This is a genomic window from Finegoldia sp. BIOML-A4, from assembly GCF_009679635.1.
Taxonomy (GTDB): Bacteria; Bacillota; Clostridia; order Tissierellales; family Peptoniphilaceae; genus Finegoldia; species Finegoldia magna.
Genome location: NZ_WKZC01000003.1, coordinates 131,679 through 157,813 on the forward strand (window position 1 = coordinate 131,679; position 26,135 = coordinate 157,813).

The 26,135-nt window shown below is 32.6% G+C and carries 22 protein-coding genes, 1 tRNA gene, 1 pseudogene and 1 riboswitch; of the genes and pseudogenes, 20 read left to right on the forward strand and 4 right to left on the reverse strand.

The window, feature by feature from the left end:
• Positions 1 to 12: 12 nt before the first annotated feature.
• From GKG01_RS04050 to metK, 13 genes are all read left to right on the forward strand, one after another.
• Positions 13 to 1,944, forward strand: a complete 1,932-nt coding sequence (locus GKG01_RS04050) for a V-type ATPase 116kDa subunit family protein (RefSeq protein ID WP_154271581.1) — start codon at positions 13 to 15, stop codon at positions 1,942 to 1,944.
• A gap of 13 nt (positions 1,945 to 1,957) precedes the next feature.
• A complete protein-coding gene (locus GKG01_RS04055; RefSeq protein WP_094207412.1) occupies positions 1,958 to 2,377 on the forward strand; it encodes an ATP synthase subunit C in 420 nt (139 codons plus the stop codon).
• A 2-nt stretch (positions 2,378 to 2,379) separates the two neighbouring features.
• Entirely contained in the window at positions 2,380 to 2,688 is a 309-nt protein-coding gene (locus GKG01_RS04060; RefSeq protein ID WP_154271582.1) for a V-type ATP synthase subunit F, read from the forward strand.
• A gap of 8 nt (positions 2,689 to 2,696) precedes the next feature.
• Positions 2,697 to 3,305: a hypothetical protein gene (locus tag GKG01_RS04065; RefSeq protein WP_154271583.1), complete on the forward strand. Its 609-nt coding sequence runs from the start codon at positions 2,697 to 2,699 to the stop codon at positions 3,303 to 3,305.
• Complete coding sequence (locus GKG01_RS04070; RefSeq protein WP_154271584.1) at positions 3,298 to 5,064, forward strand: V-type ATP synthase subunit A; 1,767 nt, start codon at positions 3,298 to 3,300, stop codon at positions 5,062 to 5,064. The genes GKG01_RS04065 and GKG01_RS04070 overlap by 8 nt, the downstream gene beginning before the upstream one ends.
• 8 nt (positions 5,065 to 5,072) lie before the next feature.
• On the forward strand, positions 5,073 to 6,449 hold the full coding sequence (locus GKG01_RS04075) for a V-type ATP synthase subunit B (protein WP_094207410.1): 1,377 nt from the start codon (positions 5,073 to 5,075) through the stop codon (positions 6,447 to 6,449).
• Positions 6,450 to 6,453: 4 nt separating this feature from the next.
• Complete coding sequence (locus GKG01_RS04080) at positions 6,454 to 7,071, forward strand: V-type ATP synthase subunit D (RefSeq protein ID WP_094207409.1); 618 nt, start codon at positions 6,454 to 6,456, stop codon at positions 7,069 to 7,071.
• Positions 7,072 to 7,155: 84 nt separating this feature from the next.
• Positions 7,156 to 7,509, forward strand: a complete 354-nt coding sequence (locus GKG01_RS04085) for a hypothetical protein (RefSeq protein WP_154271585.1) — start codon at positions 7,156 to 7,158, stop codon at positions 7,507 to 7,509.
• Between the two features lie 81 nt (positions 7,510 to 7,590).
• A complete protein-coding gene (gene pepF / locus GKG01_RS04090) occupies positions 7,591 to 9,327 on the forward strand; it encodes an oligoendopeptidase F (RefSeq protein ID WP_154271586.1) in 1,737 nt (578 codons plus the stop codon).
• Positions 9,328 to 9,338: 11 nt separating this feature from the next.
• Positions 9,339 to 9,710: a VOC family protein gene (locus GKG01_RS04095; RefSeq protein WP_154271587.1), complete on the forward strand. Its 372-nt coding sequence runs from the start codon at positions 9,339 to 9,341 to the stop codon at positions 9,708 to 9,710.
• A 1-nt stretch (position 9,711) separates the two neighbouring features.
• The gene (locus GKG01_RS04100) at positions 9,712 to 10,626 is read left to right on the forward strand and encodes an ATP-binding cassette domain-containing protein (protein WP_102163657.1); all 915 of its coding nucleotides are present in this window, start codon (positions 9,712 to 9,714) and stop codon (positions 10,624 to 10,626) included.
• Positions 10,626 to 11,834 carry an ABC transporter permease gene (locus tag GKG01_RS04105; RefSeq protein ID WP_154271588.1) on the forward strand — a complete coding sequence of 403 codons (1,209 nt, stop codon included), beginning with the start codon at positions 10,626 to 10,628 and terminating at the stop codon, positions 11,832 to 11,834. Before GKG01_RS04100 ends, GKG01_RS04105 begins: the two co-directional genes overlap by 1 nt.
• A 57-nt stretch (positions 11,835 to 11,891) precedes the next feature.
• A riboswitch (SAM riboswitch) is annotated at positions 11,892 to 11,987 on the forward strand.
• Between the two features lie 46 nt (positions 11,988 to 12,033).
• Positions 12,034 to 13,212 carry a methionine adenosyltransferase gene (gene metK / locus GKG01_RS04110; protein ID WP_154271589.1) on the forward strand — a complete coding sequence of 393 codons (1,179 nt, stop codon included), beginning with the start codon at positions 12,034 to 12,036 and terminating at the stop codon, positions 13,210 to 13,212.
• 120 nt (positions 13,213 to 13,332) lie between these two features.
• On the opposite strand, the gene GKG01_RS04115 is transcribed toward metK, so the two are convergent.
• Positions 13,333 to 13,429, reverse strand: a tRNA-Sec gene (locus GKG01_RS04115).
• Positions 13,430 to 13,546: 117 nt separating this feature from the next.
• Entirely contained in the window at positions 13,547 to 15,424 is a 1,878-nt protein-coding gene (gene selB, locus GKG01_RS04120; protein WP_154271590.1) for a selenocysteine-specific translation elongation factor, read from the reverse strand.
• A gap of 367 nt (positions 15,425 to 15,791) precedes the next feature.
• Between selB and GKG01_RS04125 the strand changes: the two genes are divergently transcribed.
• From GKG01_RS04125 to fdhF, 5 genes and pseudogenes are all read left to right on the forward strand, one after another.
• Positions 15,792 to 16,277: an NAD(P)H-dependent oxidoreductase subunit E gene (locus GKG01_RS04125; RefSeq protein ID WP_094207401.1), complete on the forward strand. Its 486-nt coding sequence runs from the start codon at positions 15,792 to 15,794 to the stop codon at positions 16,275 to 16,277.
• Between the two features lie 17 nt (positions 16,278 to 16,294).
• On the forward strand, positions 16,295 to 18,175 hold the full coding sequence (locus GKG01_RS04130; RefSeq protein WP_154271591.1) for an NADH-quinone oxidoreductase subunit NuoF: 1,881 nt from the start codon (positions 16,295 to 16,297) through the stop codon (positions 18,173 to 18,175).
• Positions 18,176 to 18,180: 5 nt separating this feature from the next.
• A complete protein-coding gene (locus GKG01_RS04135) occupies positions 18,181 to 19,104 on the forward strand; it encodes a 2Fe-2S iron-sulfur cluster-binding protein (protein WP_094207399.1) in 924 nt (307 codons plus the stop codon).
• Between the two features lie 32 nt (positions 19,105 to 19,136).
• A complete protein-coding gene (locus GKG01_RS04140) occupies positions 19,137 to 19,592 on the forward strand; it encodes a ferritin family protein (RefSeq protein WP_154271592.1) in 456 nt (151 codons plus the stop codon).
• 7 nt (positions 19,593 to 19,599) lie between these two features.
• Positions 19,600 to 22,290: pseudogene (gene fdhF, locus GKG01_RS04145) on the forward strand (formate dehydrogenase subunit alpha); the annotation flags it as partial.
• A 149-nt stretch (positions 22,291 to 22,439) separates the two neighbouring features.
• Here fdhF and GKG01_RS04150 read toward each other — a convergent pair.
• Together GKG01_RS04150 and GKG01_RS04155 are read right to left on the reverse strand one after the other, a co-directional pair.
• Positions 22,440 to 23,516: a histidinol-phosphate transaminase gene (locus tag GKG01_RS04150; RefSeq protein ID WP_154271594.1), complete on the reverse strand. Its 1,077-nt coding sequence runs from the start codon at positions 23,514 to 23,516 to the stop codon at positions 22,440 to 22,442.
• A 10-nt stretch (positions 23,517 to 23,526) separates the two neighbouring features.
• Positions 23,527 to 24,633, reverse strand: coding sequence for a ribose-phosphate pyrophosphokinase (locus GKG01_RS04155; protein WP_094207395.1), 1,107 nt, complete (start codon positions 24,631 to 24,633; stop codon positions 23,527 to 23,529).
• Between the two features lie 116 nt (positions 24,634 to 24,749).
• Between GKG01_RS04155 and tadA the strand changes: the two genes are divergently transcribed.
• A complete protein-coding gene (gene tadA, locus GKG01_RS04160) occupies positions 24,750 to 25,217 on the forward strand; it encodes a tRNA adenosine(34) deaminase TadA (protein ID WP_154271595.1) in 468 nt (155 codons plus the stop codon).
• Positions 25,195 to 26,076, forward strand: coding sequence for a TIGR01212 family radical SAM protein (locus GKG01_RS04165; RefSeq protein WP_172975091.1), 882 nt, complete (start codon positions 25,195 to 25,197; stop codon positions 26,074 to 26,076). The genes tadA and GKG01_RS04165 overlap by 23 nt, the downstream gene beginning before the upstream one ends.
• The last annotated feature ends 59 nt before the right edge of the window (positions 26,077 to 26,135 follow it).

Below are 26,135 nucleotides of genomic sequence, written 5' to 3' on the forward strand. Positions count from 1 at the left end.
GGAAGTGGTAAATTGAGAGCAGAAAAAATGTACATGATGAATGTAGTTGGAAATCTGAAGTATCTTGAATCCACTATAAAAGATTTGTTGGATATTGGAAGTGTCGAACTTACTGATAGTTTGAGCCAAATCGAAAACAATACTTTTATCGTTAATATCAATAGTGAAAATATCGAAAAAACTATGGAGTTTAATAATGTTACTGGTTTCGAAAACAGGGATATTAAGGAATTGAATTCTATTGCTAATAATTTGAAGGATATTTTCAAAATTGATTTGAAAGATGAGAGATTAAAAAGAGAGTACAACGAAGATGAAATCAAAGACTTCTACAGTTCTATTAAATCTAAGGTGGACAAGATTTACGATTGTGAAAATCAAATTGATGAAAATAAAAAAGAGTTAGAAGATTTGTATTTGATAGAAGATTTGGATGTATCTATTGAAAGCTTGTGTGATATGAAGTATTTCGATTATCGCTTTGGCTATTTGTCTAAGGAAAATAGATTAAAGTTGAAGAAAAACTACGATAATATCATGGCAAGTGTACTTCATTTGGCAAGTAAGAACAAAAAGGAAGTTTATGTAGCGATTTATCCTAAAGATGTGTCCATTGAAACAGATAGAATTTTGAGATCGTTGAACTGGACGGATATCAATATTAATAAAAATAGAAAAGAAGTTCCAAAAGAAATAATTTCCAAAATTGAATTGGAAAATGAAAACTTGGGAGCTGAAATCTCAAAATTAAATCAAAGCTTAAATGAGATTTACAGAGATAACAAAAGCAAAATCATTGATATGGTGATTTCTGCTAATTTGTTGATTCAATTAGAAGATGTGAAGAGTTTACTTGGAAGAAGTGAAAACTACTTTTACTTGGCAGGTTGGGTTCCTGAATCAGCTAAGAGTGTTGTTCAAGAAAAATTATCTGCATACGATGATATGTTCATAAATTTCTTGGATGCAGATGACAGTGGACTAACTCCTCCCACTAAGCTCAAAAACAACAAATTTTTTAAGCCGTTTGAGCTTTTAGTTAATATGTATGGCACTCCAAATTACAAGGAAATCGACCCAACTGTATTTTTCGGATTGACATATATGTTGTTGTTCGGTGCTATGTTTGGGGATTTGGGACAAGGCGCTGTGATGTTTGTAGCAGGTGTCTTATTAGCGAAATTCAAAGATAAGATGATGGGCGGACTTCTTGAAAGAATTGGTGCAAGTTCCATGGTGTTTGGAATTCTTTACGGTTCTTTCTTCGGACTAGAAGGAATTATTCCGGCATTATTTTTGAAACCATTTGAAAATATCAACAAAGTTTTGATTATAGCTATTGGACTTGGTGTAGTACTTTTACTGATAGCTTATATTTTGGGATTATGTAACAATTACATTTTCAAAGATGTGCAAGAAGGGCTTTTCGGACAAGAAGGTTTGGCAGGATTTTTGCTATTCTTGTTATTCTTATTATTAGCTGCAACAGTTGCATTAGAATTGCACATTGTCCCTGTTGGAGTAATTGCGGCATGTATGTTGATTGTGATTTTTGTCATGATTTTCAAAGTTCCTTTGACACAACTTTTGTACAAGAGAAAGCCTCTTCACAATGGTTTGGATGTTACAGGTTATTATGTTGAAAGTTCATTTTCAATTATTGAAACTTTGATTTCGATGTTTTCTTCAACTGTATCATTCATAAGAGTGGGGGCATTTGCTATCAACCACGTTGGTTTATTCTTGGCATTTACATCTATTGGTAAAATGATCGGAACTAATGCTGGTAACATAGCTATGATAATCGTAGGAAATATCGTGATTTTGGGTCTTGAAGGTTTGATTGTGTTCATTCAATCATTGAGACTTGAATATTATGAATTGTTTAGTAAATATTTTAAGGGTGATGGAATTTTGTTCCAACCAACTATAAAGAGAATTTAAAGGAGATAAATATATGTATTTTATTTTAATTTCAACAGCAATAATAGTTTTATTAACTATAGGTTCAGGTGTTTATTTGTTATACAACAACACTGATTCATCAAAAACAAAATTAAAGAAAGCATTAAGAACTAATCTTTTTGCAATTATTCCATGTCTTGTAATGGCATTTGTATTCTTAATGCCTAACTCTGCATTTGCAGAATCTGCTGCTGGTGCAACTAATGGTCTTGGACTTTTGGCAGCTGCTTTGTCAACAGGTCTTGCAACAATTGGTACTGGTTATGCAGTAGGTGTTGTAGGCTCATCAGCATTGGGAGCTGTTAGTGAAGATCCATCATTATTAGGTAAATCATTAATTTATGTAGGATTAGCAGAAGGTATTGCAATTTACGGATTGGTTATTTCAATTCTTATTTTGCAACAATTATAATTATGAAATCCGTAATTATAAGTGCGGATAATGTTACAAATCTTGGTATGCGCCTTGCTGGAATCACAGGTTTAGTTGCGAAAAACGAAGCTGAAATGAAGAGAGCTTTTAAGGCTGCAACTATTGATGATACTTTGGGCGTTGTCATTATCACTGAAGAAGTGTTCAATGCTATAAAAGAGGAAGTTACAAAACACAAAGACAAGGGTAAGAAGCCATTAGTTGTAACAATACCCGGAAGAAAAGGACTTGAAGACAAAGATTTCTTGATGAAATACATCAAGGGGTCTATAGGAATTAAGGTAGATTAGAGGTAGAAATGATTTTATTAGAAAAGAAATTAGATATTTTTAACAAAATAATCTATGCAAATAAGAAAAAAGATTATGAAAAAAAACTTCTTGAAGTAAAAAACTCTAATCAAAATGAGCTAAAAGACTACGAACAAAAATTAATTGATGAATACAATTTAAATTTGAAAAAAAGAACCAGAAAAGCTGAACAAAAATCTATCGAAAAATTGAGAACTGCTGAACAAGAAAGCAGAAGAGAGCTTTTGGTTTTAAAAGAAAATGTATTGCAAAAATTGTTTGATAATGTTACTAAAAAAATATTGGATTTTGTGAAGACTGATGAGTACAAGGAGAAATTAATCAAGAACATTGAAGAAAACTTGGCTGATTTGGATTACAAGGTAGTGTTATTGGTTTTACAAAACGATTATGATTATGTAACTGAGAATTTCAGTTCAGAAAAAGTCGAAGAAATCAAATCCATTGCGAACAATTACTTGGGTGGATTTATGATTCAAGATGTAGAAGAAACAGTGAATTTTGATTACACTTATTTGTCAAAAATGCAAGATTGTAAACATGAAATGGGTGAAGATATTCATAATCTAATGACTGGTGGTGATATCAATGAATAATGGTAAGATTTTTTCTATTAATGGTCCTGTAATAAAAGGAAGAAATATGACCGATTTCACAGCGAAAGAAATGGTGTTAATCGGTGAAAAGAAATTAATCGGAGAAGTTATCAGCCTTGAAGATGATATCGCAGTTATCCAAGTTTACGAAGAAACTGAAGGATTGAAAAAGGACGATGAAATTTATCACACTAATAAACCACTTTCATTAAAATTAGGACCTGGTTTATTGAAAAATATGTTTGATGGAATAGAAAGACCATTAAAAGAAATCAGAGATAAATTTTCAACTTTTATCCCAGAAGGTATCGGACTTATTTCCATCGACGAAGAAAAATTATGGGATGTCACTATAAAAGTTAAAAATGGTGATACAGTTACTCAAGGACAAATAATAGCAGAAGTTCCAGAAACAGAAGCTATCGTTCACAAAATTATGATTCCAGTTGGAGTTAATGGTACCGTAAAAAATGTGCTTGAAAATGGCAAGTACAATATTGAGACTACTATTATGCAAGTGGAAGATGATTTTGGAAACTTAACAGATATAAAATTGTACCAAGACTGGCCAATAAGAATTCCAAGACCTTCGAAAGAAAGACTAGATGTCGATCGTTTATTGGAAACTGGTCAAAGAATTTTGGATGTGTTCTTCCCACTTGCAAAAGGTGGTACTGTAGCAATTCCTGGTGGATTTGGTACAGGAAAAACAATGACACAACACCAATTGGCAAAATACGCCGACGCAGATATTATTATTTACATTGGTTGTGGTGAACGTGGTAATGAAATGACAGAAGTATTGGAAGATTTTCCAAAACTTATCGACCCAAACAACGGTAAGCCACTTATGGAAAGAACTGTATTGATAGCCAATACTTCCAACATGCCAGTAGCCGCCAGAGAAGCAAGTATCTACACTGGAATTACAATGGCAGAATATTTCAGGGATATGGGATATGATGTCGCTATAATGGCAGACTCTACTTCTCGTTGGGCAGAAGCTCTTCGTGAAATTTCTGGAAGACTTGAAGAAATGCCTGCAGAGGAAGGATATCCTGCATATCTTCCATCTAGAATTGCACAGTTCTACGAAAGAGCGGGAATTGTGAAAACTTTGAACGACAACGAAGGATCAGTTACAATTATCGGAGCAGTTTCTCCAGCTGGTGGGGATTTCAGTGAACCAGTTACAGAAAACACTAAGAGATTCGTAAATGTATTCTTGGGTTTGGATAAGGACTTGGCATATTCAAGACACTATCCAGCTATTAACTGGATGAGTAGTTATTCTTCTTATGTAGAAAAATTAAGAGATTATTACGAATCCAAACTTGGTGAAGATGTTGTCGATTTGAGAAATCAAATGCTTAAATTGTTATACGAAGAAGACAAATTAAAAGAAATAGTAATGCTTGTTGGTGAAGATGTTCTTCCAGACGATCAAAGATTGATTTTGGATATTTCAAATGTAATGAAGTTAGGATTTTTGCAACAGAATGCTTTTAGCAAGGTGGACACTTATGTTCCTCTTAAAAAGCAAGTTGAAATGCTTAAAACTATCAAATTATTATACGAAGAAGGACGCAAAGCGATCAAAGAACAAATTCCTATTTCTCAAGTAAAAAATGCAGATTTGTATTCAAAAGTTATCGCCATGAAAAACACAATTTCCAACGAAGATTTAAGTGGAATAAAAGATTTGAATGACGAAATCAAAGAGTTTTACAGCGATTTAATTAGAAAATACGAAAAGTAGGTGATTTTATGATAAAAGAATACATTAAACTAAAAAAAGTTGAAAGTTCAATTATAGAAGTTGAAAATGTAAATGAAGCATCTTTTGGGGAAGTTGTCGAAGTAAAATCATCTGCATCAGATAAATCAATGGTCGGTAAAGTTGTAAACATTAACGACGATACTGTTACTATCCAAGTTTTTGGTGACAGTACAGGAATGAGTACACAAAATACTAAAGTTAGATTTTCACAAAGGCCATTTGAAATAGCTTTGTCAGAAGATATTTTGGGAAGAAAATTCAACGGAATTGGTCAACCAATAGATGATGGAGGAGATATTTACGCAGCAAAACGCTACAACGTAAATGGACGTGCCATCAACCCGGTTTCCAGAGTTTATCCAAGAGATTTCATCCAAACAGGAATTAGTTCGATAGATTGTTTGATGACTTTGATTAGAGGACAAAAACTTCCAGTATTTTCTGGCTCTGGAATGAGTCACAATAGATTGGCTGCACAAATCGTTCGTCAAGCCAAAATCAAAGGCGCAAACGAAGATAACTTCGCTATTGTATTTGGAGCGATTGGTGTAAAACACGACGAAGCAAGATTTTTCGAAGATACTTTCAGACAATCCGGTGTATTGAATAATGTGTGTATGTTTGTAAATTACGCTGACGATTCAATAATGGAAAGAATTATTACTCCAAGGGCGGCACTAACTGCAGCGGAATACTTGGCTTTCGAAAAAAATTATCACGTATTGGTTATCATTACTGATTTGACAAGTTATGCAGAAGCTCTTCGTGAAGTTTCATCAAAAAGAGAAGAAGTTCCTTCTAGAAAGGGCTATCCAGGATATTTGTATTCTGATTTGGCATCATTGTATGAAAGAGCAGGTATGATTAAAGATGCAGAAGGCTCTGTAACTTTGATTCCAATTTTGACGATGCCTAATGACGATATCACACATCCTATTCCGGACTTAACAGGATATATTACTGAAGGACAAATTGTTTTGGAAAGAAGTTTGATGCAAAAAGACATCTATCCACCAATCAATGTTCTTCCATCTCTTTCAAGACTTATGAAAGATGGTATTGGTGAAGGATACACAAGAGAAGATCATCCAGATGTAAGTAGCCAATTATTTTCAAGTTATTCTCATGTTCAAGAAGTCAGAGATTTGGCACAAATTATCGGAGCAGATGATTTGAGTGAAGCAGATCAAAAATATTTGAAATTTGGAGACGAATTTGAAAATAGATTTGTAAAACAAGATTATTATGAAAACAGAGAAATAGAAGAAACACTAGATCTTGCGTGGGATTTATTGAAGATATTACCAGAAAACGAATTGGACAGATTATCACCAGAAATGATAAAACAACATATGAATAGGTGATTATATGGCAGTTTATAAGATGACTCCTACAAAGGGGAATTTAATAAAAGCTAAAAAGACATTAGATTTTTCCAAAAAAGGTTACAATCTTTTGGATAAAAAAAGAACTGTCCTCATCAAAGAAATGATGGGACTAATGAAAAAAGCACAAACTCTTCAAGATTCCATCGAAAAAGAATTCGATGAAGCTTACGAGCTTTTGACAGAAGCATCCATAACAGTTGGAACTGATAGACTTGAAGAAATTTCCCATTCGATTAGTCACGAAAAAGAATTCGATATAATTTACAAATCAGTAATGGGAGTTGAAGTTCCGAATATTGTATATCCAAAATCAAAAGCCGAAGCACAATATGGTTTCTTTAGAACTAATGCCTCATTCGATAGGGCGGTTCTTGCTTTCAACAAAATCAGAGAAACTATATACGAATTGGCTGAAATGGAAAATGCAGTGTATAAATTGGGTAAAGAAATTAAAAAAACTCAAAAACGTGCCAATGCGTTGGATAAAATACAAATTCCAAAATACGAACAATCCATCAAAGATACTGAAGATATCTTAGCCGAAAAAGAAAGAGAAGAATTCTTCAGATTGAAGATGGTCAAAAAGAAAAAGAAATAAATTTCGGTTGGGCAGTAGATTTGCCTGACCGTTTTTTTGTTATAGTATAGATATAACAAATCAATTTAAAGGAGAGATGAGAACTTGATAAAATTTTTAGCACAATGTATTTGGTGGCAAGATATTAGAAAACCAAAGAAAATTTCTGAAAATATTTTAAGAATATTGTATATTGCATTGGAATTATTTATCAGCTGGTTGTTGATAATGTATTTGACAAATTTCAGCTTGAATAAAGTTGTTTATGTGATTTTGTCTGTTTATGTAGTGTTATCTTTGTTGACATTCGGGGCTATTAAATCGTATGAGTTGGAAATATCTGAAGACAAACCTCTTTTATCTTGGGGATTTTGGATTTTGGGATGGCCGCTTTCTTTAATCGGCCTATTCTTTTTAGCTTTTAATAAAGAAAATATTTTGAAAAAAACTGAAAAATAATTTTAGGGAATTCTAAAACGAATTCCTTTTTTGTTTGTGATTGATGTGTGTTTGGGGTATTATATAAAGAGAGGTGATTTTATGTGTAATTGGGATTTGTCCAAGATGTATAAGGACAAGAACGCAATCGAAAAAGATATTAAATTAGTTAACGAAAATATTAATAAAATTGATGAATTGAAGAAAAATGAAAAGGATAATTTCTTAGAAATATTGGATTTACTTTTCGAAACTGACAGAGTAATGGATAATTTGTACACTTACGCTTCAATGAAAAAGGATGAAAACAGCAAGGTTTCAGATAGTGTAAAATTGGAATTGGAATTATCATCATTGTACAACAAGCTACAATCTAGATTTTCTTTTGTTGAACCATTTGTTTTATCATTAAAAGAAGATGAACAAGACAAACTTATCAGAGAAAATCCAAGTTATGAAATATTCTTCAAAAAGATTTTGAGATTTAAGGAACACACATTATCTGCAGAAGAAGAAAACATTATTTCTCTTATGAGTGAAGCTATGTCAAGCCCACACAATGATTTCTACAGTTTGCAAAACACAGATATGGAATTTCCATATGTAGAATCAATCGATGAAAAGCTTACAAATGCTAATTTTGTTCCACTATTATCTAAGCTTCCACGTGAGCAAAGAAAAGAAGTTTTTGAAAAATATTACGATGAATTAGCGAAGTACAACAATACATTTGGATCCACTTTGTATGCAAATATCAAAAATTTGGTTATACTATCTAAAATCAAAAAATACGACAGTGCAAGACAAATGGAATTGTTCAACGATGATGTTGAAGAAGTTGTGTACGATAATTTAATCGACATTGTGCACGAATACTTGCCATACATGTACAAATACTACAAGGCAAGAACAAAATTGTTAGGATTAGATGAACACCACATGTACGATGTTTATGTTCCATCTACAAAAGGTTTTGACCGTGAAATCCCATTTGAAGAAGCTAAGAAAATGGTGATTGAAGCTGTAAAACCAATGGGAGAAGAATATCAATCTATCATGAAGAAGGCTTTTGAAGAAAATTGGATTGATGTTTATCCAAAAGATGGCAAGAAACCAGGCGCTTACAGTTGGGGATCTTACGACTCTTATCCATACATTTTATTAAACTACACAAATGATGTGGATTCTGTGTTCACTTTGATTCACGAATTGGGTCATTCGATTCATTCATATTATTCAAGAGCTAACAATGAGTTCAAATATGCAGGTTATACTATATTTGTTGCGGAAGTTGCAAGTACTTGTAACGAAATGTTGTTGTTAGATTATATGATTAAAAACGCTAAAAATGACGATGAAAAATTATACTTGTTAGATCATCACATCAATTCATTCAAATCAACAATTTTCAGACAAACTATGTTTGCAGAATTTGAAAGAGAAACTCACAAATTAGTTGAAGAAGAAAAGGCATTAACTGGAGAAGATTTCAACGAAATCTACCTTAACTTAAACAAAAAATACTTCGGAGATAGTGTTGTATCAGATGATTTGATTAAGTACGAATGGTCAAGAATCCCTCATTTCTACACTAACTTCTATGTGTATAAGTATGCTACAGGTCTTAGTTCATCATCAATCTTGTCACAAAAGATTTTATCGGGAAATGAACAAGATTTGGAAAACTACAAGAATTTCTTAAAAGATGGTAACAAAAACTATCCACTAGTACAACTTAAAAACGCTGGAGCAAACATCAAAGATAAAGAAGTTTTGAGAACTGCTTTTGAAGTTTTTAAAGAAAAAGTATTAGAATTTGAAAAAATTGTCAATAAATAAAGGAGAAATTCATGAAATATAAATCATTACACACATGTATCAGAGTAACTAATTTGGAAAAATCAATCGAATTTTATGAAAAAGCTTTAGGTATGGAAGTTACAAGCAAGAAAGATTTCCCTGAAGATGAGTTCACACTTGTGTATATGACAAGCGATCACAACTACGAAATCGAATTGACTTATAACTACGGGAAGACAGATTATACTCATGGCGATTTCTACGGTCACATGGCTTTTGAAGTTGAAAATTTGAAAAAATCACACGAATATCACAAATCTTTAGGTTATGAAGTTGATGAATTAGGTGGACTTGAAGGTGTTGCAACATTTTATTTCATGAAGGATCCAGATGGATTTAACATCGAAATAATTGGTAAATAGTATGAATCTTGAGTTAAAACATGTGAATAAATCTTTTGGAGATAACAAAGTTTTAACCGATATTTCATTTAAAGTTGAAAGCGGACGTGCTTTTGGGTTTTTGGGTAGAAATGGAGCCGGAAAAACTACAACTATGAGAATCATTACGGATGTTTTGAGTGCTGATAGTGGACAAGTTTTGATTAACGGCTCTCCCATTAATTATAATGAAGTTAATATCGGATATCTTCCAGAAGAAAGAGGATTGTATTCCAACGAAAAAGTGTTTACACAATTGTATTATTTTGCCAGACTTAAAGGTACAGACAGAAGAAGTGCTCTTCAAAATGTAAGATATTGGCTTGACAGATTTGACCTTGCAAAATACAAGAACAGAAAATTGTCCACTTTATCCAAAGGTTTAAGGCAAAAAGTTCAAATCATTTCTGCTCTTTTAAATGATCCAGATATTTTGGTTCTTGATGAGCCGTTTTCTGGACTTGATCCAATCAATGCCCACGAACTAAAATTGGCTGTTGGAGAATTTATACAGAATCAAAAAATAGTTATATTCTCCAGCCATTTGATGAGTTATGTAGAAGAATTCTGCAGAGATATATGCGTTATCGAAGAAGGTAGAATTATTTTGAATGGGGATTTGAATGAAATCAAAACTTCTATGGCTGAGAAGAAAATGCTACTTAATGCAAACAACATGGGAATTTGGGAATTAAAAGAACTGTTAGAAGCAGAAAATTTGATTTATCCAGATGCAGTTGTCAGAGAGTTCAAACTTTTGGTTAGACTTACTGAAAATGTAACAAAAGAAGACATATTGGAATTTATGATGCTCAATCAGATTGACATCAATTGTTTCAGCCAATATGAACCAAGTCTTCAAGATGTGTTCGTGTCAAAGGTTGGTGTTACAGAATAATGAAAAAATTCAGTAGAGTATTTAATTTTGAATTTAACTCCATAATTAGACACAATTCTTACTTGATTGCGACATTGGTAATTACGGTATTGGTGTTTGCTTTGTCTTTTTTGCCAAGATTTATGCCATCTATTTTTAATAACGCCAATGCAGGGGCAAACAAAAACGCAACCGTTGATATTAATGCACTCACATTTAAAAACACATGCATTTATTCATCTAATAAGGATATTGATGTTGAATATTTGAAGACTATAATGGGTTTGGATAGCAAAGATGTGCTTACATCGGAGGCTGATGTAAAAAAATCTGTAGAAAATGGTGAATACAATATAGGATTTGTAGTAGAAACTCCAACAAAGTTCAATTCTTATATCAAAAACAAAGAATTTATGGACGATCATTCCGAAAGGTTCATAAGGACTTTGGAAAAGTATAATTACGACAAAAGTTTAATTAATAATGGAGTAGATCCTGGAATAATTGAGAAAAATTCTAAAGCGGAGATTAATTTTACAGAAAAAGTTTTGAATAAAGACAGGTCGCATTCATTTGTATTTTCAATAGTTTTTGTTATTCTTTTCGATTTGATGATACTATTTTATGGAAGCGTTATGAGTAACAATATTTCAAGAGAAAAGAAGGACAAGACAATTGAAGTGCTCTTATCATCTGCAAAGCCAAGTGTGTTTGTATTTGGTAAACTTTTAAGTTCAGCAGTTTTGGGAATAATCCAATACTTTATATTTATTATTGCGGGAATAATCGGAATATTTGTCAATAAAAACTATTATCCAGAAGGCATATGGACGTTTTTCACAAATACTTTGAGTCTAAAATTCTTGTTGACTATACTTTTGTTTGTAGTGTTTGGATTTGTTTTGTATTTGATATTGTTCCAAATTCTTGGCCTTGCTGTAAAAAGAGCGGAAGAAGTTAATTTCCTAATAGTTCCAATATTTTTGGTACTCGTTGGATTATTCTTTGTAATAATCAATTCATTAGGAAAAGACAGCGATATTTTGATTAAAATATTATCGTTTGTGCCTTTTTCATCTGCAACCTTGATGCCAGTTAGATTTTTATTGAATGATGTGAAGTTATTGGAAATAGGAATATCATTTGGATTGATGCTTGTAGTGATAGTTTTGTTGTTAATAAAAGCAATAAAAATGTATCGAAAAAGCGCAATGGAAAATATCGATTAAAACACTTGACAGAATATGCAAATAGTGTTAGTGTTATATTGTAACAATTAGATAATTATCTTATTAAGAGTAGTGGAGGGAATGGGCCCTATGAAACTCGGCAACCTATTAAATTAGGTGCTAAATCCCACAGGAAATCCTGAAAGATAAGTTTACACATCCTTACCTTTTCAGGTGAGGATTTTTTTATGGAGGTATTATGAAAAACATATTTTTAACATCTGAATCAGTAACAGAAGGTCACCCAGACAAAGTTTGTGACCAAATTTCAGATGCAATATTAGATGCAATAATTAAAGAAGACAAAGATGCAAGGGTTGCTTGTGAAACTTGTTCAACAACAGGACTTGTTATGGTAATGGGAGAAATCACTACAACAAGTTACGTGGACATCAGATCAATAGTTAGAAAAACTTTGGCTGAAATTGGCTATGATAATGCAGATTATGGTATTGATGCAAGAACTTGCGCAATCATCACTTCATTAGAAGAACAATCTACAGATATCGCACAAGGCGTTGATGAATCTGAAGAATATAAGGGCAACAAATCAGACGAATACGATAGATACGGTGCAGGAGACCAAGGAATGGTATTTGGTTATGCAACTAATGAAACAGAATCAGGATTGCCATTGCCATTGGAATTATCACACAAATTAGCTAGAAGACTTGCTACTGTAAGAAAAGAAAAAATCTTGAATTATTTGAGACCAGATGGAAAAACTCAAGTAACTGTTGAATACGAAAATGACGCTCCAAAAAGAATTGAGGCTATAGTAGTTTCAACACAACACGATCCAGATGTTGATTACGAACAATTAAAAGAAGACATCAAAAGAGAAGTTATCTTGAAAATCGTAGATGAATCTATGATTGATGAAAACACAAAATTCTTCATCAACCCAACAGGAAAATTCGTGATTGGGGGACCAATGGGAGATGCTGGACTCACAGGAAGAAAAATAATAGTAGACACTTACGGTGGATTCTGTAATCATGGTGGCGGAGCATTCAGTGGAAAAGACCCTACAAAAACTGATAGATCAGCAGCATATTTTGCAAGATATATTGCAAAAAATGTCGTAGCAGCTGGACTTTGCGACAAATGTGAAGTAGGTTTCTCTTATGCAATCGGAGTTGCAAAACCAATCAGTATGTTCATCAATACATTTGGAACGAATAAAATCGAAGAAGAAAAAATTATTGAAGCAATAAATGAAATCTTTGATGCAAGACCAAAAGCAATAATCGACAAATTGGATTTACAAAGACCTATTTACAGAGATGTTGCAAGCTACGGACATTTCGGACGTAATGATTTGGATTTATCATGGGAAAAATGTGACAAAGTTGAAGCTTTGAAGAAATATCTATAAAATAAAAATCAGTGAATGTTAAAATATTTCAACATTCACTGATTTTTTTAGTACTTTTTTAGTACTTTTTTAGTACTCCAAAAAAAATAGATAGCTAAATTTAGCTATCTATAAGGTGTTTGGCGGGAATTGGTAGGAATCGAACCTACCCGGGCAGCTCCTAACTACCTGAGACGGTTTTGAAGACCGCAGGGCACACCAGCACCCATCAATTCCCAAATACCTTAATATTATACCAAAAACAAAGTTAATTTACAAATTATTTTACAATCAATTCACAAAACTGTAATAAATATAATAGATTAGGGCAATGCACAAGCAAAGCCCAGCTCTATTATTTAAAATCTTTTACTTTAACCCTGTCATTTTCAATTCTTTTAGTGTAGCCTTTAATGTCCAATGTTTCTAAAAGAGTGATTGCACTTTTTCTTGACATATTGAGCATGTCTTTGAGTTCTTTTACATTCAAAGTTTTGTTGTTATTGAAATGATCATCGACAGTTTTGATGAATTTGTCGTAACATTTTTTAGAAATCAAAAAGTTATCTCTTAAAATTACGACGTCTTTTTGCAATAAAATTCCCAAAATAGTCTTGTCCTTTTGGTTGTGAACAACATTGTCTATCTTCAATAATTTGTCGAACTGGTTTTGACAAATATCTTGAAGCATTTTCTTTCTGATTTTTTCATCTTCATCACTTAATTGAACTTTGTGAGATTTAGAAGATATTATACCACTTTCTTCCATCAAAACCTCTTGGTCGTTTAAGTCTTTAAGCATGTAATTGAAGAATGGTCTATCGTCATCAAGTTGTAATTTTTTAAGAAGTTCTTCCTTGTTAATACCAGGTAATAAAGGATTTGTCTTGTGGAATGATATCACAAACATTTTTAATTTACCTAATAATTTTAAGTAAGCTTCTTTTTCTAATACTTTATCATTTCTAATTACAACTTTATCTTCTTGTTTTAGTTCGTCTAATTCTTTTAAAACTTTGTCTTTTGATTCCGAAGAATAGAATACCAAGTCATCAATTTTAGTAGGAAAAATCTCGTCTCGCAGATAATTTAAGATGATGTCTTTGATTTTACCTTCTTCTTTGATTTTTAGATTTTCAATGATTTCTTCATCGAATAATTTATGTTTTCTAACAGAACCATCTATTATAATTCCGCCACCAATTGTAACTTGTGGTGAAAATTGTCTCAAAATAAATGGGTCAGATGTTTTTGCATAAATTTTTTCTTCAAGTCTTATTTGAACCAGTGCTTGAGTTCCTGGTTGGATTACTTGCTTATCAAGAGGAACAACTCTTCCGAAAATTTCTTTTGTTCCGTGGAATAGTCTGACTCTGTCCCAGTGGTTAAGTGGAGAGGCACTTTCAAGTAGCGTAAGTCTAACATCTATCATATTGAAAGCTTTCAATGAGTTTTTCTTAGCTATTACATAACCTCTGTCTATTTCATCTAAATTAAGATTTATATTCAAAGCAACCCTCTGTGATGGGTGAGCTACATTCACATTTTTGTTATGGACTTGAATATTTTTAATGTTGATATCTTTTTCTATTGGATAAATAAAAGATTCTCCCTTATGAATATCTCCGTCTAATAAAGTTCCTGTAACAACTGTTCCAATTCCTTTTACGTTGAACTTTCTGTCAATATTCATTCTGTAATCTCTTTCTGCATGTTTTTGCTTTAAATTCTTGGATTCAGAATCTATCATTTGAATCAAATTATCTAGTCCTCTTTTCGAAATAGAATCTACTTCGCAAATAGGACAATTTTCAAGGAAAGTTCCTTTTACTAATTCTTTAACTTGTTCGATTGTTTTTTCAGTTTCTTCATCAGTTGCCAAGTCTCTTTTGGTTAAAACGACAATGCCTTCGGTTTTATTTAAAAATCTAAGTATATCCAAATGTTCAACAGTTTGAGGCATTACACCTTCCTTACTATCGATACATAAAAGAATCATATCCATTCCAAAAGTACCGGTCATCATATTTTTTACGAATTTTTCGTGACCTGGTACGTCAATTATTCCAGCTCGTTGACCACTTGGAAGATCAAAATAGCTAAAACCTAAATCGATAGAAATTCCTCTCTTTTTTTCTTCCGGTAGTCTATCAGTGCTATTTCCGGTTAAAGCTTTTATTAATGTAGTTTTTCCATGATCAATATGGCCTGATGTACCTATAATAAAATCCATATAACCTCCAATTAATTTACTAATTCATATTATATCATATTTTTCTATTTTGTATAAAACATAAGGAAATTATTTTCATAAATTTTTGTACAAACATATTAATTTAATTAAATGAAGTAATAACAATTCAAACTTATCAATTACTTTATCAATATAACAAAGTTGATTATCCGAATAATGCATTACAAAGAATACTTATGCAATAAAAGTGCGGAAATATGATAATATTTAAAATGATAATGAATATTAATGTGGTTTTCAAATATAATACTAATTTACTTTAGGCAATATAAGTGGTATAATTAAGAATATAAAAGAAAAAATAATTTTGATAACGGAAGGAAAACAATTTTATAGGAGGATTTTAATGAGTTTTACATTTGACTTAAAAGAACATGCTTCTCAAGTCGAAGAATTTCGAGAATTTGTAAGAAGCAAAAAGGATATTAAAGGTCCTTTGATGCCCGTTTTACAACGTGCACAAGATGAATTTGGTTATTTGCCTAAGGAAATTATTACAATGATTTCTAAAATATTAGACATTCCTTTGTCAGAAATTTACGGTGTTATAACTTTTTATGCACAATTTTCTTTGATTCCAAAAGGAAAATACGATATTCAAGTTTGCGAAGGAACTGCTTGTTATGTAAAAGGAGCTCAAAGAGTTTCTGAAAAACTACAAGAGATTTTGAAGATTCCAGCAGGTAGCACTACTGAAGATCAAAAATTTTCTATCACACCATGTAGATGTGTTGGTTTGTGCGCATTAGCTCCAGTTATTGTTATTAACGGCGATGTGTACGGTAAGGTAGCTGTTAATGAATTAGAATCAATTGTTAGTAAATATAATTAGTTATTAGGGGATTTGTTATGAATATTGAAAAACTTAATGAGATAAGAGAAGAGTATGCAAAAAATATCAAAATGCGTGAACTCGTAAAGGATAAAATTTATGTTGAACATACTAATCCAAAAGAAAAACAAATAGTTGTGTGTGGTGGGGCTGGTTGTGAAGCTACAGGCGCTAAATCTTTGATTGATGAGTTTAACAAATATATAGAAGAAGAAAAAATTGAAAACGTAGTCGTTGTTCCAGTAGGATGTATTGGACTTTGCGAAACTGGTCCTAATGTTGTTGTATATCCTGAAGGAATTTTCTACACAAGAGTTAAATTATCAGATGTTAAGAGCATTGTCGATAAATCTATTGTAAATGACGAAGTTGATGAAGATGTAGTTTACGAAAATGCAAAACAAGACGATAAGATTTTGAAATACAATTCAGTTGATTTCTACGATAAACAATTTAAGATAGCTTTAAGAAATGTAGAAAAAATTCAATTAGAATCTTTAAACGAATATATTGGTGCAGATGGTTATCAAGCTTTACATAAAGCCATTTTTGATTTAGACCAAAAAGAAATAATTGAAGAAATGAAGAAATCAGGATTGAGAGGTCGTGGAGGAGCAGGTTTCCCTACAGGAAGAAAATGGGAATCAGCTTATAAAGTAGAAAATAATCAAAAATATGTTATCTGTAACGCAGACGAAGGTGACCCTGGTGCTTTCATGGACAGAGCAATCCTTGAAGGAGACCCTCATTCAGTATTAGAAGGTATGGCTATTTGCGGTAGAGCGATAGGTGCTAATCAAGGTTTTATATACGTAAGAGCAGAATATCCAATTGCAGTTAAAAGATTGAGAATTGCAATTCAACAAGCAAAAGAAATGAATCTTTTAGGAAACAACATTTTTGGATCTGATTTCTCATTTGATATCGAATTGAGATTGGGTTCTGGAGCTTTCGTATGTGGTGAAGGTACTGCATTGATGGAATCTATCGAAGGAAGACGTGGAATGCCTCGTACTAAAATATTCAGAACTGCTGAAAGAGGATTGTGGGATAAACCAACTATTATCAACAACGTTGAAACATTTGCTAACGTTCCAGCAATCATGTACAAAGGTGCAGATTGGTTTACAAGTTATGGTACAGAAGGTTCTCCAGGAACTAAAGTATTCGCTTTAGGTGGTAAAGTTGTAAACACTGGTTTGGTAGAAGTTCCAATGGGATCAACTTTAAGAGAAATCATATTTGACATCGGTGGTGGAATTAAAGACGGCAAGAAATTTAAAGCTGTTCAAACAGGTGGACCATCTGGTGGATGTATTCCAGAAGAATTTTTGGACACTCCGGTTGATTTTGAATCATTGGCAAAAATCGGTTCAATCATGGGATCAGGCGGAATGATTGTTATGGATGAAGATGACTGTATGGTTGATATCGCTAGATTCTTCCTTGAATTTACAGTAGATGAATCTTGCGGTAAGTGTGTTCCATGTCGTGAAGGTACTAAGAGAATGCTTGAAATCTTAGAAAAAATCACTTCTGGAAAAGGTGAAGATGGAGATATCGAAGCATTAGAAGATTTGTGTGACACCATTACTTCTGCATCACTTTGTGGTCTTGGACAAACAGCTCCAAATCCGGTTATATCAACATTAAAATACTTCAGAAATGAATATGAAGCTCACATTTACGATAAGAAATGTCCTGCTCATGCATGTAAGGCACTTTTATCATACGAAATTACAGACAAGTGTATAGGTTGTACAAAATGTGCTAAAAATTGCCCTGTAAGTTGTATAGAAGGAGAAGTTAAGAAACAACACGTTATCGACAAATCTCAATGTATAAAATGCGGTAATTGCGAAACTGTATGTCCTGTTCACGCAGTAGTTAGGAGATAGATAGTATGATTACTGTAACTATTGATGGAAAAGTAATTCAAACTGATAAGCCTAAATTCATTATCGATTTAGCAAGAGAAAATGGGATTGATATTCCAAATTTATGTTACGATAAAAATTTGGCTGTGGTGAGCGCTTGTAGACTTTGTTTAGTTGAAGTTGAAGGAAGCAAAAAATTAATGACTGCTTGTTCTACTTTGGCAAAAGACAACATGGTTGTTCATACTAAAACTGATAGATTAATAAAACACAGACAAAGAATTCTTCAAATGTTGTTGGATTCTCATCCAAATGATTGCTTGACTTGTCAAAAATCCGGTGAATGTCAATTACAAAAATATTCTTATGAATACGGAGTAAAATTCAGAGAACATGACGGAGCAAGAAGAGAAAAATTAGTAGATGATTCTTCTCCATACATCATTAGAGATGATAGCAAGTGTATACTTTGTGGAAAGTGCGTAAGAACTTGTAATGTCATGGATGATAGAAAAATTCTTAATTTCTCAAATAGAGGATACGAAACAAGAATTAACTTAGATATTAACGATACATTTGAATCTTCTTATTGTATATCTTGCAATAGATGCGTAGTAGCTTGTCCAGTAGGTGCATTGATGGATAAGAGAGCTATGAATTTAGGAAGAAAATGGGAGTTAGAAACTAAGAAAGTTCAATGCAAAGTTTGCGAATACGGTTGTGAATTTGAAGTCTTGAGAAAAAATGGAAAGAATCTTGCATTAAGAGCATTAAGCCCAGAAAATGGCAGACCACTTTGCTTAAAGGGTAGATTGACTACAGAATTATTGAATGTGGATAACCCAAAACAACCTTACAAAAAAATTGGTGGAGAATTTGTCGAAGCTAGCTGGAATAATGTATTAGGTTTGGATAAGATTCTAGACAAAATCGAAAAAATAGATAATTAATGTATAAATAAAAAGAATGAATAGGTGAAATAATGAATAGAGAACAATTAATATCAATTATTGATGATGCTGTAAATAGAGAAGATGATTCGTATACATTTTACAAAGATGCAGCTGAAAAAGCAGAAGATCCACAAACTAAAAGTCTTTTTGAAAGACTTAGCAAAGAAGAATTAAAGCACAAAGATTACTTACAAAAATTCTTAGAAACTAAGGCTGAAACTATCAAAATTGATGATAGCGAAGATTATAATTTATCACAAGACATTGATAGACCAAGAATGACTACAGAAATGGACTTTAGAGATGCTATCAAATTAGCTATCAAAAGAGAAGAAGAAGCTATGCAATTGTACGCTGATATTGCAAATTCTTGCTTAGATAAAGCTGAACAAGATATTTTTTCTGGATTATCTAAAATGGAAAAATTGCATAAAACTGAACTAGAAGAAATATTTTTGAATGTAGGATTTAACGAAGTTTGGTAGGTGTAATATGTTAAATATAAATATTGATGGTATTGATATTCAAGTCGAAGAAAATACCACTGTATTAGAAGCTGCGCATAAAGTTGGGATTGATATTCCGACATTGTGTCACGATAAATATCTGAGCGAATTTGGCGGTTGTAGAATGTGCTTAGTTGAGATAGAAGGATCCAGAAAACTTCAAACATCATGTTCTACCATGGTCAAAGACGGAATGGTTGTTAAGACAGAAACTGATCGTTTAGTAAAAACTAGACAAAATATACTTAAACTTTTGATGATGAATCACCCTAAAGATTGTTTGACTTGTTCAAAAGTTGGTAATTGTAGATTACAAGATTTGTGCTACAGATATGGTGTTAAAAACCCAGAAGTATTAGGAAAATATGGAAATTACGACATAGAAGTTCAAAATCACGAAGTCGATGATACGAATCCATTGATTTTTAGAGATCAAAACAAATGTATTTTGTGTGGAAAATGCGTCAGAGTTTGTGAAGAAGTTCAATGTACACATACAGTAGATTTTAAAAATAGAGGATTTGATTCTTATATTTCTACAGCTTTTGATCTTCCTCTATCTAAGGAAAACTGTCGTATGTGTGGACAATGCATAAGCGTGTGTCCAACAGGTGCATTAATCAATAAACAATTAAAAGATACAAGACCTTGGGAAGTTGAAAAAGTTAAGACAACTTGTCCATTCTGTGGAACAGGATGTCAATTCAACTTAATAGTAAAAAATGGAAAAGTTCAAGGTGTTGAACCATGTGATGGTTATGTAAATCAAAACGCACTTTGTATCAAAGGTCGTTTCCATACAGATATGATTCACTCAGACGAAAGATTGACTTCTCCATTGATTAGAAAAAATGGAGAATTGGTTGAATGTAGCTGGGATGAAGCCATAGGTTATGTTGGAAATAAGTTAAGAGATATTAAGATGGAATTTGGTCCAGATTCAATAGCTGGTCTAAGTTCGGCTAGATGTACAAATGAAGATAACTTTGTATTCCAAAAAATGATGAGAGCAGCGATCGGAACAAACAACGTCGATCACTGCGCCAGAACCTGACACGCCCCAACAGTTGCAGGTCTTGCAGCTACATTAGGAAGTGGAGCTATGACAAACTCTATAGAAGAAATTCTGGGTGCAGAATTGTTGTTTGTTATAGGTTCTAATGCTACAGAAGCTCATCCTATTATTGGTAATAAGATGAAACAAGCTGTTAAAAAAGGAACTAAGCTTATCGTTGTTGATCCAAGAAAAACAGGCTTGGCAGAAGAAGCGGATATTTGGTTGAGATTAAATCCAGGTACGGATGTATTCTTATTAAATGCTATGATGAAAGTTATCATAGAAGAAGGATTAGAAGCCAAAGATTATATTGAATCACGTGTTGAAAACTTTGAAGGCTTGAAGAAAACAGTAATGAAATACGATTTGGAAGAAGCTGAAAAAGTTACAGGTGTGGACAAAGAATTAATCAGACAAGCAGCTTTGTTGTATGCAAAGACTGAAAAGGCTGGTATATTCTATACACTTGGTATCACAGAACACACTCATGGAACAGAAAACGTAATGAGCTTGGCAAATCTAGGAATGTTAACTGGACACGTTGGTATTGAATCTGGAGGAATCAACCCTATCAGAGGTCAAAACAACGTACAAGGAGCTTGTGATTTGGGTGCATTGCCTAACACATATCCTGCTTATGCAAAAGTTACAGATCCAAAAGCTCGTGAATTTTTCGAAAGCGTATGGAAGACTCCATTGAGTCCAAATCTTGGATACCAAATTCCTGAAATGTTTAATCAAGCAGTTAAGGGAAATCTTAAAGCAATGTATATAATGGGTGAAGATCCTGTTTTATCAGATCCAGATGCAAACCACGTTAAGAGAGCTTTGAATAATTTAGATTTATTAGTTGTTCAAGATATATTCATGTCTGATACTGCAAAACTTGCGGATGTTGTATTCCCAGCAACTTGCTATGCAGAAAAGGACGGAACATTTACAAATACTGAAAGAAGAGTTCAAAGAGTTAGAAAAGCTGTTGCTCCTCCGGGACAAGCTAGAAATGACTGGTCGATTTTGTGTGATGTAAGTAAAATCATCAATCCAAATGTATTCTTTGGTTATGAAACAAGTGAAGATGTATTTGAAGAAATGAGAGTAACTATGCCAAGTTACAGAGGTATGACTTACGAAAGAATTGACAAAGTTGGATTGCAATGGCCATGTCCTACAACATCTCACCCTGGTACAAAATACTTGCATAAAGGAATATTTGCAAGAGGTCAAGGTCAAATGATGGAAATAGAATACAGACCATCAGAAGAATTGCCAGATGAAGATTATCCAATGATTTTAAGTACAGGAAGAATGTTGTATCATTACAATATAACTACGAGATACTCAAAAGATTTGGATGGAGTAAGTCCTTACGAACTTGCAGAAATCAATCCAGTGGATGCAGAAAGATTGGGAGTAAAAGATTTGGATACTATTAGAGTTACATCCAGAAGAGGAAGTATCGTAACTCGTGTTGTAGTAACTGACAGAGTGTTACCTAATATGATATTCATGACATTCCACTACAGAGAATCTCCAGTAAACGAAGTGACATCAAATCACTACGATCCAATTACAGGAACTGGTGAGTATAAAGTGTGTGCAATTCATGTTGAAAAAGTTGATTTGCATCCAGATCATGAGGATACAATTCAAAGATTTGTTAACATGGCAACTTTATTATCAGACGAACACAAAAAAGATAAAAAAGTAATTTAAACAAACAAAAAAAGATCTCAGATTTTTAAAATCTGGGATCTTTTAAATTGCGATTATTTTAAAATATCTTCAATCAATTTTAGCAATTTGTCGTTTGATTGCTCATCCAAAATACAAAATCTAAAAAAGTATTCACTCAAATTATTAAACGATGCACAGTCTCTTATGATAAGAGCATGAGGAATTAATTTTTCTCTTAATTCATGCGCAGTTAATTTTTTGTCCAATATTTCGCATAGTACGAAATTCGATTTTGAAGGATAAACTTTCAAGCAATCTATTTTTTCTAAAGTAGATATCATTTTTTCTTTTTCACTATTAATAAATTCGAACACGTTTTTGTGGTAATAAGTATCCGTGAACATCTCGCCACCAAGAATGTCGGCAAAGATATTTATGTTCCACAAATTTGTGTGTTTATTTATTTCATCGTAAAGCTTTTTATTTCCAGTTATTCCGTAACCCAATCTTATTCCTGCAGCTGCGAAAAACTTCGATGTAGAGCGTATAACAAGTAGGTTATCGCATTTTTCAGTTAAATTTACTGCTGAATATTTGTCTACATCTGAAAACTCAACATAAGTTTCATCTATCATAAAATAGCAATTGCTTGATTTGATAAGTTCTTCAAGTTTTCCGTTTTCAATGGCATATCCTGTTGGATTATTAGGATTGGTTAATATTACAAGACTTACGTCATTTTCTTTTATCATTCTCGATAATTTCTCACAATCTATCGCAAAATCATTTGATTTATCCAAATCGTAAGAAATTATATTGGAGTTGATTTTGTTGAGTTCTCTTTCGTACTCAGAATAACTAGGGTTGAATATTATTGCGTTTTTTGGATTGATTAGAGATATAAATGATGAAATCAAATTAGTGCTACCCGATGTAAGCAAGATTTTGTCTCTTGATACATTGGTGTATTTTTCAATAGATGATAATAATTGATCGTAATTTGGGTCAGGGTATACTCCGACTTTATTAAGATTTTTTTCAAGCTTAGTCATCGCTTTAGGGCTTGGACCCAAAGGATTGACGTTTGAACTGAAATCCTTGATTTCATCTATATTAAATCCGTATTCTTTTTGAATTTCAAAAAGATTTGCTCCATGAGATGATTTCATTATTTTCTCCTTATAAAATATTAATACCTCTTGTTTTATCTAACAAAATTGAGATAGATTCTTCTCTGTTGATGTGGTGAATAAATTCGCTCATCAATTCGCTCATATCTACAGCGTGGAACCATTCTTTGTTTTTGATTGATTCTGGTACGTATGTCAAGTTTGTAGAATAAACTCCGTCGATGTAGCCTTCTTTATTCATTTGATCGAATTTGTCAGGACCTTCAGTAAACAAAGCGAAACTTACTGCGCAGAATATTCTGTTTGCTTTTTGTTTTTTCAATTGTTTTGCAATATCAATAACAGATCCACCTGAGGCAATCATATCATCTACGATTAATATGTCTTTGCCTTCTACTTCACGTCCGATGTATTTGTGTTCAATAATAGGGTTCTTGCCGTCGACTACTTTAGTGTAATCACGTCTTTTGTAGAATAATCCTATGTCTTGTTTTAAAATATTTGAATAGTAGATTGCTCTATCCATTGCACCAGTATCTGGTGAAATAATGATCATATTTTTCTTGTCTAATTCATCAGTAGTTATGTTTTCTTTTTCTAAGAAGTGAGTAACTATTTCTGCTGTAGGATAGATGTTTTCAAATGTCATCAATGGGATTGCGTTTTGTACGTTTGGATCGTGCACATCAAATGTGTAAATTCCATCTACTCCCATGTCTTCTAATTCTTGAAGTGCCATTGCACAGTCAAGTGATTCTCTGGATTTACGTCTGTGTTGACGTGATGAATATAAAAGAGGCATCATTACATTGATACGTGAAGCCTTTCCATTGATTGCGGAGATAACTCTTTTGATATCTTGGAAGTGTTCATCTGGACCGATTATAGTTTGTTCGCCAAACATATTGTACTTCAATCCATAGTTTCCAACGTCCGATATGATTAAAATATCACGACCTCTAACTGATTCGTCGATTGTAACTTTTCCTTCACCGTTACTAAATCTGGATTCTGTTATCTTTAATAAATAACTTTCTGTTGCACCGTTTTTTTTCATTAAAAGTTCGTCAACTTCTTTTGCCAAACCTTCAATGTTTTTCATAGCTATGATTCCAAGTTCTCCGTATGGAAACTCTTCAAATTTTGATTCTGACATAAGTCCTCCTTAAATACTACATTATATATAAAGAATATCACAAACAATTTCCGTATTCAAATTTAAATAACACAAACTATTTGATATAATCGGATAGGAAAGGTGTTTTATAATTTATGGAAAATAATGATGAAAAATTCATGATGAAAGCTATAGAACAAGCGAAGATTGCTTATGATATGGATGAAGTTCCTGTAGGTTGTGTCATTGTTAAAGATGGAGAAATAATTGCTCAAGCTTATAACAGTGTGGAAACAGATAACAATGCGACAATGCATGCAGAATTAAAAGCTATTAATCAAGCAACTAAGGTTATTGGAAATTTTAGGCTTGATGATTGCACAATGTATGTGACATTGGAGCCTTGTGTGATGTGCACAGGAGCTTTGGTATATTCGAGGATACCAAAAGTTGTGTTTGGAGCTTTTGATAAAAAAAGAGGCGCTTGTGGGTCTTTACTATCATTACATGATTACGAAGGACTCAATCATAAAATAGAAGTAAAAAGTATCATGGAAAATGAGTGCGTAGAATTGTTGCAGAGTTTTTTCAGGGGGATTCGTGAAAAAAATAGAAATAAATAGATTAAGTGATTATTTGAAAAAAACATACGGAACGAAAGTTTACAAATTACCGCTAGATGGTGGATTCAGTTGTCCTAATAGAAAAAATTCTAACGGTTGTATTTTTTGTTCTGAAAGTGGATCTGGTGAATTTACTTTTAATGAATATTCAATTAAGGAGCAAGTCGAATTGCAAATTAAAAGATTATCTGAAAAGAAAAAAGCAGACAAATTCATTGCGTATTTTCAATCGTTCACCAATACTTACAAGCCTGTAAATGAACTTAGGAAAATTTACTCAGATGCTATTGATAACGAAAATGTGCTGGTGCTTGATATAGCCACCAGAGGAGACTGCTTAGATGATGAGAAGATAAAGCTTTTGAGTGATTTAAACAAACATGTGGATGTATGGGTTGAAATGGGCCTTCAATCCACTAAAAAGTCTACGATAGAATTAATCAATCGTGCTTATAGCAATGGTGTTTATTTTGATATGGCAAAGAAACTAATGGATAATGACATCAAAGTAATCTCACATGTAATAGCAGGTCTTCCTTATGAAACTGAGGATGATTTTTTGGAAAGTGTTTATCAAACGCAATTGCATGATATTTGGGGAATCAAAATTCATTCATTATATATACAAACAGATTCAAGGTTGTACGATTATTATCTACGAAATAAATTTAAAATTCTGACGATGGATGAATACACTGATTGGGTCGTAGATAGTTTCAAAATTCTGAACGAGGATACTGTTGTGCATAGAATGACTGGAGATGCTTACAAGCCAAAACTTTATCTTCCTAAATGGTCTTGTGATAAATTGAAAGTAATTTCTGAGATAAATAGTAAAATTAAAACATACAATACATAAAAAAATTTATTGAAGTTTTTGTGCTTTTGAAATATACTTACTTAGTATAGGAATATGGA

Excerpts from the sequence above, each read along its gene's own strand:
- GKG01_RS04105 (WP_154271588.1), top strand. The coding sequence starts at position 10,626 with ATGAAAAAATTCAGTAGAGTATTTAATTTTGAATTTAACTCCATAATT.
- GKG01_RS04095 (WP_154271587.1), top strand. The coding sequence starts at position 9,339 with ATGAAATATAAATCATTACACACATGTATCAGAGTAACTAATTTGGAA.
- GKG01_RS04080 (WP_094207409.1), top strand. The coding sequence starts at position 6,454 with ATGGCAGTTTATAAGATGACTCCTACAAAGGGGAATTTAATAAAAGCT.
- tadA (WP_154271595.1), top strand. The coding sequence starts at position 24,750 with ATGGAAAATAATGATGAAAAATTCATGATGAAAGCTATAGAACAAGCG.
- pepF (WP_154271586.1), top strand. The coding sequence starts at position 7,591 with ATGTGTAATTGGGATTTGTCCAAGATGTATAAGGACAAGAACGCAATC.
- GKG01_RS04060 (WP_154271582.1), top strand. The coding sequence starts at position 2,380 with ATGAAATCCGTAATTATAAGTGCGGATAATGTTACAAATCTTGGTATG.
- GKG01_RS04075 (WP_094207410.1), top strand. The coding sequence starts at position 5,073 with ATGATAAAAGAATACATTAAACTAAAAAAAGTTGAAAGTTCAATTATA.
- GKG01_RS04140 (WP_154271592.1), top strand. The coding sequence starts at position 19,137 with ATGAATAGAGAACAATTAATATCAATTATTGATGATGCTGTAAATAGA.
- GKG01_RS04135 (WP_094207399.1), top strand. The coding sequence starts at position 18,181 with ATGATTACTGTAACTATTGATGGAAAAGTAATTCAAACTGATAAGCCT.
- GKG01_RS04125 (WP_094207401.1), top strand. The coding sequence starts at position 15,792 with ATGAGTTTTACATTTGACTTAAAAGAACATGCTTCTCAAGTCGAAGAA.
- GKG01_RS04150 (WP_154271594.1), bottom strand. The coding sequence starts at position 23,516 with ATGAAATCATCTCATGGAGCAAATCTTTTTGAAATTCAAAAAGAATAC.
- GKG01_RS04100 (WP_102163657.1), top strand. The coding sequence starts at position 9,712 with ATGAATCTTGAGTTAAAACATGTGAATAAATCTTTTGGAGATAACAAA.
- GKG01_RS04055 (WP_094207412.1), top strand. The coding sequence starts at position 1,958 with ATGTATTTTATTTTAATTTCAACAGCAATAATAGTTTTATTAACTATA.
- GKG01_RS04070 (WP_154271584.1), top strand. The coding sequence starts at position 3,298 with ATGAATAATGGTAAGATTTTTTCTATTAATGGTCCTGTAATAAAAGGA.
- GKG01_RS04065 (WP_154271583.1), top strand. The coding sequence starts at position 2,697 with ATGATTTTATTAGAAAAGAAATTAGATATTTTTAACAAAATAATCTAT.
- selB (WP_154271590.1), bottom strand. The coding sequence starts at position 15,424 with ATGGATTTTATTATAGGTACATCAGGCCATATTGATCATGGAAAAACT.
- metK (WP_154271589.1), top strand. The coding sequence starts at position 12,034 with ATGAAAAACATATTTTTAACATCTGAATCAGTAACAGAAGGTCACCCA.
- GKG01_RS04130 (WP_154271591.1), top strand. The coding sequence starts at position 16,295 with ATGAATATTGAAAAACTTAATGAGATAAGAGAAGAGTATGCAAAAAAT.
- GKG01_RS04155 (WP_094207395.1), bottom strand. The coding sequence starts at position 24,633 with ATGTCAGAATCAAAATTTGAAGAGTTTCCATACGGAGAACTTGGAATC.